Annotated in this window: 10 protein-coding genes and 2 pseudogenes; 3 read left to right on the top strand and 9 right to left on the bottom strand. The window is 52.7% G+C overall.

Features of this window, described 5'->3' with window-relative positions:
- Nucleotides 1–1,253 (bottom strand): mechanosensitive ion channel family protein (locus FDW95_RS18305; RefSeq protein WP_249359217.1); only part of this gene is annotated, 1,253 nt, incomplete at its 3' end.
- Nucleotides 1,254–1,564: 311 nt separating this feature from the next.
- Here FDW95_RS18305 and FDW95_RS18300 point away from each other — a divergent pair.
- A pseudogene (locus FDW95_RS18300) lies at nucleotides 1,565–2,475 on the top strand (DMT family transporter).
- 49 nt (nucleotides 2,476–2,524) lie between these two features.
- On the opposite strand, the gene cybB reads toward FDW95_RS18300, so the two are convergent.
- The 7 genes and pseudogenes from cybB to deoC all read right to left on the bottom strand — a co-directional run bounded on the left by cybB (nucleotide 2,525) and on the right by deoC (nucleotide 9,019).
- Nucleotides 2,525–3,055, bottom strand: coding sequence for a cytochrome b561 (cybB, locus tag FDW95_RS18295; protein ID WP_115258383.1), 531 nt, complete (start codon nucleotides 3,053–3,055; stop codon nucleotides 2,525–2,527).
- Between the two features lie 161 nt (nucleotides 3,056–3,216).
- The gene (locus FDW95_RS18290; RefSeq protein ID WP_115258382.1) at nucleotides 3,217–4,116 is read right to left on the bottom strand and encodes a sugar phosphate isomerase/epimerase; all 900 of its coding nucleotides are present in this window, start codon (nucleotides 4,114–4,116) and stop codon (nucleotides 3,217–3,219) included.
- Nucleotides 4,113–5,243: pseudogene (locus FDW95_RS18285) on the bottom strand (Gfo/Idh/MocA family oxidoreductase). The gene FDW95_RS18290 and the pseudogene FDW95_RS18285 overlap by 4 nt, the downstream one beginning before the upstream one ends.
- A 57-nt stretch (nucleotides 5,244–5,300) precedes the next feature.
- Nucleotides 5,301–6,683 (bottom strand): sugar porter family MFS transporter, encoded by a 1,383-nt coding sequence (locus FDW95_RS18280; RefSeq protein WP_161959024.1) that lies wholly within the window; start codon nucleotides 6,681–6,683, stop codon nucleotides 5,301–5,303.
- Nucleotides 6,684–6,804: 121 nt separating this feature from the next.
- Nucleotides 6,805–7,305 (bottom strand): D-ribose pyranase, encoded by a 501-nt coding sequence (gene rbsD / locus FDW95_RS18275; RefSeq protein WP_115258378.1) that lies wholly within the window; start codon nucleotides 7,303–7,305, stop codon nucleotides 6,805–6,807.
- A gap of 29 nt (nucleotides 7,306–7,334) precedes the next feature.
- A complete protein-coding gene (locus tag FDW95_RS18270) occupies nucleotides 7,335–8,246 on the bottom strand; it encodes a ribokinase (protein ID WP_170973028.1) in 912 nt (303 codons plus the stop codon).
- Between the two features lie 71 nt (nucleotides 8,247–8,317).
- Nucleotides 8,318–9,019, bottom strand: a complete 702-nt coding sequence (deoC, locus tag FDW95_RS18265) for a deoxyribose-phosphate aldolase (RefSeq protein ID WP_115258376.1) — start codon at nucleotides 9,017–9,019, stop codon at nucleotides 8,318–8,320.
- A gap of 241 nt (nucleotides 9,020–9,260) precedes the next feature.
- On the opposite strand from deoC, the gene FDW95_RS18260 reads away from it, so the two are divergent.
- Both FDW95_RS18260 and FDW95_RS18255 read left to right on the top strand, forming a co-directional pair.
- On the top strand, nucleotides 9,261–10,151 hold the full coding sequence (locus FDW95_RS18260) for an AraC family transcriptional regulator (RefSeq protein ID WP_170973027.1): 891 nt from the start codon (nucleotides 9,261–9,263) through the stop codon (nucleotides 10,149–10,151).
- 108 nt (nucleotides 10,152–10,259) lie between these two features.
- Nucleotides 10,260–11,186 carry an alpha/beta hydrolase gene (locus FDW95_RS18255; protein WP_115258374.1) on the top strand — a complete coding sequence of 309 codons (927 nt, stop codon included), beginning with the start codon at nucleotides 10,260–10,262 and terminating at the stop codon, nucleotides 11,184–11,186.
- Nucleotides 11,187–11,228: 42 nt separating this feature from the next.
- Here FDW95_RS18255 and aldA read toward each other — a convergent pair.
- Nucleotides 11,229–12,455: aldehyde dehydrogenase (aldA, locus tag FDW95_RS18250; protein WP_249359214.1), on the bottom strand; the 1,227-nt coding region annotated here is incomplete at its 5' end.

Here is a 12,455-nt window from a genome sequence, read left to right as displayed (position 1 = left end):
CCCCCCGAGTTTTGTGCGCTGAGATTGGTAATTTTGCCGCTGACCACCACCGCGTTCGGCACCGTGACGACGTAATTTTCACGGGTAATGATTTTGGTAGCGAGCATGCCTATCTCGCTCACCAACCCTTCGTTATCCGCAACGCGAATAACGTCACCTTTACGCAGGGCGCGGGAGTAGATCAGCACCAGCCCGCTCATGGCATGATTCATTACCCCTGCCGACCCGAGTGTCAGCATCAGACCAAAGAACACGCTAATCCCTTTGAACGCCAGTGAATTGGCGCCAGGAAGGAACGGATAGGCTGCTGAAAGGGCGAACAACCACACCACCACGGAAATCAGCTTACGCGTCGCCCCCACGGTTTCAGGGTGAATACCGGGAAGCTGTAAGCGCCCTGCTTCTACCTGATTAAGTACAACTTTAAGCAGTTTAAGAATAAACGCGGTGATAAGAACAATAATCAGGACAATCATCAGCCCCGGTAATGCCGACGCAATCGACAGCGCGATTTCACGCAGCACCCGTATCGACCAATCACCCAAAGATGTCCCCCAGACACGCGTCCAGGGAAACAGGCTAAATACCCAACTGAGCCAGACATACAACGCGACCATGCCCAGCAGAATCATCAATAAGGCATACAAACGTGCCTCGATTGCACCAGTAAAACGCCGCCAGCGCTGGGGGAGCCAGCTTCTGTTGGCAATGATTCGACGCCGGTAATAACGGCGAACCCATCGCCATGAACGGTACGCGCCATAGAAAAAAAGAATCAGCCCCAGCAATCCCGCGGCTGTTTTCACCGCAGACAGCGCCAGCCAACCGCCGTCAAATTGATCGCGCAACGCCGTCCGCTGGGTCTCCATGCGCACCAGCACCCGCTGAGCGGCCTGATCGAGGGTCAGATCGTCGCCTTCATCCAGATCGGCTTGCGCCAGCAGCAGCAGCGGTTTGCCGTTCATGACGATCAGCCTTCCCGGCTGGTTGTAGCGGGTTATCGGCACAATTTTCAGCGGTTCACGCAGGTCCGCCTGCGTAAAATTACGCAGCGTATTACGGATGCGCAACACCCGCTCTTCTGGCGTGGTTAAGCCAAATTTTGCCTGCAGCATCACAATCGGCTGGTGAAAGATATACACCGTCCGCGCACGTTCCTGTTCCGATGGCTGCTGTCGGGGCTCCGCCGCGAATGAGGGAAAAGCCAGAGCGCTAATAAAACACATCAAAAAAATGAGCAGTACCTTGTTCATACTCACCATCCCGCATGTGTAAACATACTGACCAACACTGTCCGCTTAAATGGAACGGTCTTGAGCATGGTGGAACTCCTTTCATTAGCGGCAAAAAAAGTATAGGAAACAAATTGATGAAAGACGCAGTTAAAAAAAACAATATTTTTACAATTTTAAACATATCAATATTGTTTATAAAAAAGTGCATGCATGATTAGTAGTCTATTGATTAGAAAGGAGGTAATAAAAAACAATGATTTTTCGATAAACGGTATCGCGGTCATAAACCGGGTATAGTGGCGCCATAAAGTCATTAAAACGGATACACCATGAGCACTGCAGGGAAAAGTAACCCACTGGCGATTGGCGGCCTGGTCGCCTTGACGCTCATCTGGAGCTACAGCTGGATCGCCATGAAACAGGTCACGCTGTACATCGGCTCGTTCGACTTCACTGCCCTACGCTGCACTTTCGGCGCACTGGTCTTATTTATTGTCCTGATGCTTCGAGGCCGAGGGATGCGCCCGACGCCTTTCCGCTATACGCTGGCAATTGCTTTGTTGCAGACCTGCGGCATGGTTGGGCTGTCGCAATGGGCGCTGGTCAGCGGCGGGGCTGGTAAGGTCGCGATCCTGAGCTATACCATGCCATTCTGGGTGGTGATTATGGCGGCCATGTTTTTGGGCGAACGCATGCGGCGTATACAGTATGCCGCGATTGCGGTAGCGGCATCCGGACTGCTGCTGGTTTTACAGCCGTGGCAGATGGACTTCACCTCAATGAAAAGTGCGTTGCTGGCGATCCTGTCGGGGATCAGTTGGGGGGCGAGCGTCATTGTCGCCAAGCGCATGTATGCCCGTCATCCGAATATCGATCTGCTCGCGCTAACCTCATGGCAGATGCTGTATGCCGCACTGGTGATGAGCCTGGTGGGGCCTTCCTGGTCCCTCAGCGCAGCCCTGACTGGCAGCCGGTGGTCTTCTGGGCGTTAGGCTATAGCGCCATACTGGCAACGGCGCTGGCATGGAGTTTATGGCTGTTTGTCCTGCGTAATTTACCAGCCAGTATTGCCAGTTTAAGCACATTGGCGGTACCCGTTTGCGGGGTCCTGTTTTCCTGGTGGCTGCTGGGTGAAGAGCCCGGCGTAGTTGAAGGGAGCGGGATTGTATTGATTGTTGTGGCGCTGGCGATCGTCAGTCTGAAAAAACGGTCCCCTCAGGTGCAGAGCATCAAAAAATAAGTGGCCCAAAACACACGCCCCGCATAATGCGGGGCGTTGATTATCGACATTACGAACGCTTGCGCGGCATCATGCGTAGCAGGGTATTATCCCGCCAAAAATAGTGATGCATCAGGGCGGCAGCGGCATGAAGACCAATGACAAAATAGCCCAGTTTTGCCAGCGTCACATGCCAGGACTTCAGCATATCCACAATATCAAAGTTGGCTTCTGTCGCATGTGGCATAACGATGCCAAAGGCGATCCACGGATTCCCTCTGTTGTACATCATCACCAGACCAATTATCGGCAGGACGATGAACAACAGATAAATAACCAGATGCCCAAGATGCGCCATACCGGTCATCATTGGCTTCGGTTTTGGCACAATCGGCGGCGTCGGATATTTAAGTCTGACCAGCAGGCGCGTTACCATCAGCGCTAAAATCGTGATGCCGCAGGACACGTGTACCATGTTGAACCCGGGGCGATAGCTGCGCGGGAAAAATCCGCGGAGTTCCATGGCACAGTAGGTCACAATCACCAATAAAAAAACCAGCCAGTGGATGCCAATTTGCAGGCCAGAATACTTATTCCCCATAACACTTCCTGAGTAAAAACAATAATGCGTCAACATAACCAGCTTTTGTTAAAAATTCATTAACTTTGTTAGATCCTTTTCCGTTGATTACGTGTAACCGCAAAAAATAACGATTGCCGGTACCCCGCCAGTACAGCGGAATACCGGTTGCAGATGAAGCATTACGTCCCGGTCACCATCAGTACGTCATCGACAAAATTTTTGGCGCGCGGAATATCCGACTCATCCACATGTTCAATAATCAGCGGAATATTCGGATGGTTTTTAGCGAGCAGTTCCACATACAGCAGATAGTTGAGTGACCCGAGGCCGGCAGCCGGCAGTTCCACCGAACCGGCCCCACGGAAGCTGTTATGCTCCGCGGCTCCGTCGCCAAATTTCTCAATAACCACATCAGTTTTTTTGCAGTCCTTGGCGTGGGCAATTTTAATTTTACCGTCGAGCACGTTGAAGATGCTGTGTAGTGTTTCATCAATAGCATCAATGTTTTTGTCGTCGAAATAGTTGGTGGGATCCAGCGCCAGCCCAAGCCCTGGATGTTCAACATCACGCATCAACCGCGCAACCTGGCTTACCGAACCGATGATGTTGTTGACGTAGTTTTCCACCAGGAAAACCGCCCCATGCTCCCAGGCAAAGGTCGCCAGCTCTCGGGCGATACTTTTGAATTCCTGATACGCCTCTTCGGTGCTGTTTTGGGGATCGTATAGCCAGTCGCTGTCGACGTTATAAGTCCCTGTTTCGCTGATCACATACGGCGTACCAAAATCCCTTGCATGCGCCAGGATCTCTTTTACCGCCGCGATGTTCTCCGCGCGTTTTACCGGATCAGGATGCACGAGATTGGTATAAGCTGAAATGGCAACAATGGGCAGATTCGCCTGACGAAACGCGTCACGCACCTGGTGCGCTTTCTGTTTGGTAATGTGTCCACGGCTGAGATCAATATCAGTGAATTCGAGGTCGAGCTGTACGCAGCCCATGCCCGCCTGCTTAATCTTCGCAATGGTCTCTTCCAGCGTGTAAGGGTAATAACCGGTAAAGATGCCGACGTTAATCATTTTGTATTCTCCAGAAGGATTTCATTGAGATAAACCGTTCGTTCTTCCTGTATTGAGAGGTAACAGGCTTCAATACAGGCCAGCGTGCCTACGTTATCTTTTGCGCTGATGTCCGGTTCGACGCCGTGCTCCAGAGCGCACATCAGGTTCGCCATGGTGCCGATAAACGCATCCGGGAACCACTGACGTTCCCATTGCGGCATCACCCAGCGATCCGGGTAGTCGCGCGATGCAAGTTTCAACGTGCTGCCGCAATACTCCGGCGGTCGGCGGTGCCAGCCGAAATCGCCTTCTGCCAGCCCATCGGTACCTTCCACACGTCAGTTGATGTAGTTGTTTTTGGCACAAGGTTCCCCCGGCCAGGCCCAGACATCATCCAGGCTGGTCGCGATCAGGCCATTGGCATACTGGAAGGTGTATTGCGTAATACCATCGGTGTGTTCAAAGGTGGTTCGCGGATCAGTGCGGCACACAGCGGTCACTTTTATCGGATGACCAAATAAAAAGCGGAAGGCATCGATATGGTGAATCGCCATCGCATACAGCTCGAGCTTTTTGTATTGCTGCAGGAAGTGCTGCCAGTCGGGTATAGCGCGCATATCAATACTGGCAATCACCGGCGTGCCGATGAGTTGATTATCGAGAATGTACTTCAGCGCCCGCATTGATGGGTCATAGCGCATATTGGAGTTCACTGCGATGGGAATACCACTCTGTTGACTCAGCCGCACGATTTCACGCCCGGCCTCCAGCGACATCGCCAGCGGTTTCTGACAAAGAATGGCTTTCACGTTTTTCGCCGGGGAATCTTTAGCGCAGATAAAGCGCACGATCTCTAACTGAATATGCGGCGGTACAGCGATATCAATAATCTCAATCTGCGGATCACACACCATCTCCTTCCAGGATGCATACACTTTCGGGATGGCAAACATGTCGGACAGGCGCTGGCTATGGGTGGTATCCAGCGAAGTGATACCGTAGGTCGTAAAACCGGCTTTCTGATACGCCACCAGATGGCAGTGCTCAACAATAAAGCCGGCCCCGATAATACCGATTCTATAATCTTTTCTCTGCGGTAACGCCGGACGAGTCGCCTGTTCTAATAAGCGTTCTAACGAATCCATGATGCCCCCGTTGATGATGATATGCGTTGGCGGCGAGGATCACCTCGCCGCTGTTGTTTAGTGCAGCGCACGGCCTTTCACCACCGAACGCTCTCGCTGTGGTGCAGCACTCCGCTGTTTTTGCAACCAGAATTGTTCAATTTCTTCCAGCGATTTGCCTTTGGTTTCCGGCAGCATCCGTTTGGTGATAATCAGTTGGATCAGACACATAACGGCAAAGAAATAGAATGTGTTGTTACCGCCAAAGGTGGCGAGCGTAAAAGGAAACAGCCAGACCACCAGGAAATTAAAGATCCACTGGGTAAAGGAGACCAGCGCCACCGCTTTGCTGCGGATCGCGTTAGGAAACATCTCCGAAACCAACGTCCAGAAAACCGGGCCGATACAGGCAGAAAAACAGGCGATATACGAGAACAAAAAGAACAGCGTCACCCCCGCTGGCAAGGCATGATGGAACGAGAAGCCGAGGAAAAACAGCGACACACCCATAATCAACGAGCCATAGAGATAAAGCGGGCGGCGCCCTACTCGATCAATTAACACCACGCCAACCACGGTGGCTGTCAGGTTAATAATGCCCATAAAGATATTGAAATAGAGCGCGGAGCTTATTGAGAACCCGGCAGCCATCATAATTTTCGGCGCATAATCGAGGGCGGCATTACAGCCGATCAACTGCACCAGCACAGCCAGAATCAGGCCTAGCATAATGCTGCTGCGCGCGTCTTTATGAAACAGCGTGCTGGACTGAGTAGCATGATGGGCCGCGAGGTTTTTCTCCACATCAGCGGTCATTCTTTGCGCTTCATCAGCAGAATAAAAACGTTGCAATATATTTAGCGCTTTTTGCTTTTGGCCTTTCAGGGTAAGCCAGCGTGGGCTCTCCGGGATAAACAGCAGCCCGACAAAGAATACGACCGCCGGGACAACGCCGGAAATAAACATCAACCGCCAGTTATTTTCCAGATCCTTAAGAAAATAGTTGGTCAGATAGGAAAGTAAAATACCCAGCATGATGCACAGTTGATATATCGCAGTCATCCGCCCACGCATGGAGGCAGGGGCCATTTCCGCGACATACATCGGCGACAAAACCGAAATCGCCCCCACGCTAATCCCACCCAGCAAGCGGTTCAGGATAAATGTGGTTTCATTCGTGGCGATGCCGGTGCCCACACAGGAAAGACCAAAGATAATGGCAGAAATAATTAAAACACGTTTGCGGCCAAATTTATTAGTGATATACCCCGAGCTGAACGAACCGATAATACAGCCAACTAATAATGAACTGACTCCCCAGCCAAGCTGGAGTTCATTCCAGTTAAAGTAAGTCTGAATAAAAGGAATAGCACCGGCAATAATCGCGATATCAAAGCCAAACATGATCCCGCCAAAAATAGCCGTGCAGCAGCTAAAGTACAAATAAAATGGATATTTCATCGTCACAATCCTTACCAGCATACGGGCTTAATGAGGAGAGAACATTGCCCATATCGCCTTGTCGTGTGCCTGCAATAATCCGCTAATGACCAGGCTGTTGCGAAACGCAACAGCCGCCACATTATTTAAGTTGTGGTACGTAATTTTCTTTAATCCGCTGACGGCGTGTTACGTAGGCGGGTAGCGGCTGCACGTTCGAACCCTCGGAAAACCAGGCGAAGGGGTCAGTACTGGCCACCAGCGCGAAATTGGCCCACGGGTTAAACGATCCCGAACGGATAATCACTTTGGCTTGGTGGGCAATCTCGCTGCACAGTCTTTCATGGCTGGCTTCGCTAAAGTCCGCGCCGGAACCGGTATAAATATCCTGTACCTGACGGTACAGATCCGGATTACAGTCGCGCACTTCGCGAGCGAACTGAATATCTTCGACAAAAACCTCCTGGCGCAGGACGCGGAGAATATCCGTCACGTCCGGGATACCTGGCCAAAAACCAAGATCGATACGGTTAGCGTTCGCCGGGATCGGGAAACCAGCATCGGTCACCAGAATAATATCGGTGTGGCCCAGGGTAGACAGCGCTGCTGCCAGTTGAGGATGTAGGATACGTTCAGGTCTCATTGTTATCTCTCCGAATGGAATTTTTATAATTAACAACCGAGAAAATCTTCAACGTCTTTGCGTGTTTTGTAGGAAGGGACCGTTTCCCAGTCACAGCAGCACAGTGCGGCGGTGGCATTGGCGAAATATGCAGCTTTATCAATAAGTTGATCTTCGCTTAAGGCGACTGCCAACCCGGCGTTAAAGCTGTCACCCGCGCCGTTACTGTCCACCACGTCGACCTTGCAGGACGGGATTTCCAGGGTGTCGGTACGGGTAAACACCGCGCTACCGGCATCCCCCAGCGTCATCACCACATGGCTGCAGCCGGTTTCCAACAACAGATCGGCAATTTCACGGTTACTGCGCCCATCGTCCGGAGCCAGTCCTAGCGCAACGCGCGCTTCGGTTTCATTCGGCGTCAGGTAATCGATATGGCGAAGATTCACGCCGCGCAGGTCACAGGCGGGCGCCGGATTCAAAATGGTAATCTTTCCAAGCTGTTTGGCGAGTGTCAGGCCATAGAGTGCGGTTTCTAGCGGGATTTCCAGTTGTGCCAGCACAACTTTACTCTGCGCCATTTGCACTTGCGCTTCGTCCACCCGCGCCGGAGTGAAAAGCTTATTGGCCCCCATATCCACGACGATCACGTTACGGGCCTGATTATCTTTAATGATCAATCCAGCGCCGGTGGGCAGCTCGGGCGTTAAGGTCAGCGCCTCAATATTGACGCCTTCTTCACGCATTAACGCGACGAATTCATGGCCAAACGTATCGTCGCCGACCACACCTGCATAGGCCACGTGGGCTCCGAGTCGGGCCGCCTGTACGGCCATATCCGACCCCTTTCCACCCCAGGTCTGGCGGAAGTCGGTGCCGATTAATGTCTCGCCCGCCAGCGGAATACGTTCAGCCGTCATGACCAGCGCTTTGGCATAGCTACCAAGGATAAAAATACTCATCAGTCATTCTCCTTTTCACCTGACAATGGCATAACAATGCGCCATCGCAGCCAGGCTGCGACGGCCATACGTTAATAAGCGTTAATATCCCCTGTCAGACCTTTTACCAGTTCAGGTCCGGAACTGGTGCCGACCAGTTCCGCCCCGGCTTCGAACATCGTTTTCATTTTTTCCAGGGTATTGACCTTACCGGATACTTTTACCCGACACGGTAACTGAATATGGGCTTTGAGAAGCTGGACATCTTCTACCGTCGCTTCACACCCCCCCTTACCCCAACCGCTGGACTGCTTCACCCAGTCAATACCAGCTTCGAAAGCATAGCGTGTTGCTTTGATTTTCAATGCCTCTTCGGTAATAAATCCAAACTCCAGCATGGCTTTCACTTTCATACCGAGGTCATGGGCCACATGGGTCACGGTCTTCAACTCATCAAAATAGAGATCGTCCTGGCCGCCCAGCAAATAGCCAGGGTTCGGCGGGAAGTCGAACTCATCCGCGCCCTGCTTCGCCAGTTCGCGCACCACCGCCACTTTCATTGCCGTCGTATCGTTAGCCATCGGGAAATTAACGGTCGTCGCCACGCGCACGCCGCTTCCTTTCAGTATCTCTTTTGCAAGAGCCACCCAGCAAGGTGCAATCATGGCGGCATCAAACTGGTACTGCATGCAGGTTTCCAGATGTTGAATCACCCCTTCACGCGTCAAATCCGGGTTGACGTTGGTGTACTGAATCGCCTTTGCGATCTGACGCGGGTCGTTAAAATCAATCATGGACAGCTCCTGTGTGGTAAGTAAAAAAATTGTAAGAACACAGTGAAGATGACGTTACTTTAGCCGGGGCTGACGATAAGCGTGATGGGCAGGATTCCCTGAAACATGGATGAAATTTTCATGTCAATGGAAATGTGAGTGAGTTCAAAAATTGTTCATGTAAAAGGCATACTGGCTGGGAAAAAGTGCCACCATGGTGAGTACAACGGACGCATCAAAAACACAATGCCAAAGGCCAGCCATGCCCACGCAAAAACAACGGACCCGCATAATTGCCAACTGGTATCGTGGCTCCGATGAGTTTTCACCCTTGATTAACTATCGAATTTTACGCGCCGGCCATATAGATACTGCCGCAGATTTCCGCATTCATCGCCAGTCGGTCGTCGGCCATGAGTTGATCTTTTGCCTGCGCGGTGCGGGTTTTATTCGTATTGAGGATCGGTTATATCCAGTGAGTCAGGGGCAACTGGCCTGGCTGCCAGTACGCTGGCCGCACGAACATTTCCCCGATAAAGGCGACCCATGGGAGATCCTCTGGCTGCGAATAGAGGGATCGAAATTGAATAATATCATGCAGATAATGGATGTCCCTCAGCGCCCAGTATTCCAGTTTGCGGATCCAGAAAAAGTTGTTGAGATTTATCACCATATTTTTGCTCGTATGAACAGCTACACCCTGGTGACCGACGCTTACTGCGATATGCTGTGCAGCCAGCTGATTTTTACCCTGCTGGAAAACCGGAGCCACGACGCCGCGCAGTCACAGGTGATCACCCATCGGGGGCTGGGCAAACTGCTGTACCAAATCCACAGTCATTACAACGATGAGTGGGATATCGAAAAGTTTATGCATTATTGTCAGGTGAGTAAGTCGCAGCTTTTTCGCTTGTTCCAGGCGACGTTTAATCAAAGCCCGCTCAAATGGCTGAAGAATTATCGTCTGTCCCAGGCACGACGCTTACTGGTGGAAACTCAGGAAAGTATCAGCCGAATTGCGGTTCAGGTGGGATACAACGATCCGCTGCATTTCTCACGGGATTTTCATCGTGCGGTAGGTCTGTCACCCAGTGCATTTCGCAAACAGGAACAGCTGGAAGGTGCCCACGCGTCCAGGCATGAGGTGGAATAACGTATACCCCTTTTTATTTCTCGCGAATTCAAGACGTTGTGAATCGTTCCCCGTTTTCAATGTATTAATTATGTTATAGCTACCCTTTGCCACTGAGGGAGCAACGTAATGGAAGCACTGAGCCGTGAAACATTAGAGAATATGATGGCGCAAGCCGTTGCCCACGCGACCACCTACCCGATATGGCCGCAGGGCGAAGCCCCCGGAGCAAAAAATAGCGATGCGGTATTTACGCCTGAACCTCGGCACACCGGAACGTCAGACTACGACCGCGCGGTAACCGGCATTCGCGCCCCTGAAATTACCGTCTACGCCCCCGCCAAACCGAACGGCGTGGGGATCCTGGTCACCCCTGGCGGTTCTTATCGTCGCGTTGTGATGGATAAAGAAGGCAGCGCGCTGGCACCGTTCTTTACCGCGCGTGGCTATACCCTGTTTGTGATGACCTATCGCATGCCGGGAGACGGTCACGAGGAAGCATCAAACGCACCGCTGGCCGATGCCCAGCGCGCCATCCGCTACATTCGCGCCAACGCACAGCAGTGGAAAATCGATCCGCTCCGTCTCGGCGTACTGGGGTTTTCCTCCGGGGGGCACGTCGCCGCCAGCCTGGGAACCCGCTTTGCAGAATCGGTGTATGCGCCGATGGATAGCATTGATGAACAGCCCACTCGCCCTGCTTTCATGGCGCTGGTTTATCCGGTGATTAGCCTGCGGGAAGGTGTCGCCCATCCGGGCTCACGTCTTGAGCTGGTTGGCGCCGCGCCCGCAGAGCAAGACATTCACCACTACTCCCTGGAAGAAAGAGCGGATGACACCACGCCGCCCGCCTTCCTGCTGCATGCGATTGACGATCCAGCGGTCAAAGTCGAGAACAGCCTGGTCTTGTTTACTGCGCTGCGCAAGCTCGGCGTACCGGTTGAAATGCATCTGTTTGAACGGGGCAAGCATGGGTTCGGCATTCGTGATACGCAAGGACTGCCGCTGGCCATCTGGCCGGAGATGATGATGAACTGGATAGCCAGCAAGGTGTAATGATTATGCCGGGTAGGTCGCTAAACCAACCCGGCAAAAATATCAGGATTGCAGATAAACCACCTGCGTTTGCAGGTACTCGTTCAGACCGTGCTTGCCATCTGCCCCGCCGATACCGGACTTGCGCCAGCCTGCGTGGAAGCCCTGCATCGCTTCGAAGTTTTCACGGTTGATATAGGTTTCGCCGAATTTCAGCCCTTTAATCGCCTTCATCGCCGTGTTCAGGTTTTGCGTGTAAATCGATGAGGTCAGACCGTAGTCGCTGTCGTTAGCCATCGCAATCGCCTCATCCAGGGCGTCAAACGACACCACTGGCAGCACCGGTCCAAAGGTTTCTTCGTGCATAATCGCCATCTCCTGGCGCACATCCAGCAATAACGTTGGCGGGTAGTAATATCCTTTCCCCTCAACCGCTTTGCCCCCCAGCACCACGCGGGCCCCTTCCTGCACCGCACGCGCAACTTTCTGCTCCACACGCTCCCGCGCCGCGGCGTTAATCAACGGCCCCATCGCAATGTCCTTACGTTCCGCAGGATTGCCAAACTGCACCGCTTTCATCGCCTCGCCCAGGCGATTAACAAACTGATCGTAAATCCCCTTCTGGACGTACACGCGCTCGGCGCAGTTACACACCTGCCCGGTATTAATCACGCGGGAATCGACAATCGCCTTCACGGCCAGCTCGAGGTCCGCATCATCCATCACGATAGCCGGGGCTTTACCGCCCAACTCCAGGCACACTTTGGTGATATTTTTCGCCGCCGCTGTCATAATTTTCTCACCGGCCACTACGCTGCCGGTCATGCTGACCATCGCCACTTTCGGGTTCCCGGCCAACTCCTGACCCACCGTTTCTCCCCGTCCGAGCACCAAGTTAAACACCCCGCGCGGCAGGCCGATGTCATCGACAATTTTGGCAAAAGCGATAGCGTTGTTCGGCGTAAACTCGCTTGGCTTAATGACAATGGTATTCCCGGTCAGCAAGGCGGGAGCCAGCTTACGGGCGATCAAGAAAAACGGGAAGTTCCACGGCAGAATGCCCGTGGTTACGCCAAGGGCGCGTTTAAACAGCAGGATGTTCTCGCCCGGACGATCGCTTTGCAGGATCTCACCTTCATAGCGGCGAGCCCACTCCGCCATGTAATCGATATAGTCGGCGGTAAACGCGACTTCAACATCCGCCAGTTGCTGGATTTTACCGCCTTCCGCCACGATAAGCGCGCTAATTTCACCGGCACGCTCACGGATCCCGGCGGAAATCTTGCGTAG

The sequence above is a fragment of the Citrobacter sp. wls718 genome (assembly GCF_005280945.1).
In the GTDB taxonomy this organism is placed as follows: domain Bacteria; phylum Pseudomonadota; class Gammaproteobacteria; order Enterobacterales; family Enterobacteriaceae; genus Citrobacter; species Citrobacter gillenii.
The sequence above is the reverse complement of the archived record's forward strand: the minus strand, read 5'-3'. Positions and strand labels throughout refer to the sequence as shown.

Bases quoted from the DNA above. Each gene is read 5' to 3' on its own strand.
- FDW95_RS18280 (WP_161959024.1), bottom strand. From the start codon at position 6,683: ATGAAATATCCATTTTATTTGTACTTTAGCTGCTGCACGGCTATTTTT.
- FDW95_RS18290 (WP_115258382.1), bottom strand. From the start codon at position 4,116: ATGATTAACGTCGGCATCTTTACCGGTTATTACCCTTACACGCTGGAA.
- deoC (WP_115258376.1), bottom strand. From the start codon at position 9,019: ATGATTGATTTTAACGACCCGCGTCAGATCGCAAAGGCGATTCAGTAC.
- rbsD (WP_115258378.1), bottom strand. From the start codon at position 7,305: ATGAGACCTGAACGTATCCTACATCCTCAACTGGCAGCAGCGCTGTCT.
- FDW95_RS18255 (WP_115258374.1), top strand. From the start codon at position 10,260: ATGGAAGCACTGAGCCGTGAAACATTAGAGAATATGATGGCGCAAGCC.
- FDW95_RS18260 (WP_170973027.1), top strand. From the start codon at position 9,261: ATGCCCACGCAAAAACAACGGACCCGCATAATTGCCAACTGGTATCGT.
- cybB (WP_115258383.1), bottom strand. From the start codon at position 3,055: ATGGGGAATAAGTATTCTGGCCTGCAAATTGGCATCCACTGGCTGGTT.
- FDW95_RS18270 (WP_170973028.1), bottom strand. From the start codon at position 8,246: ATGAGTATTTTTATCCTTGGTAGCTATGCCAAAGCGCTGGTCATGACG.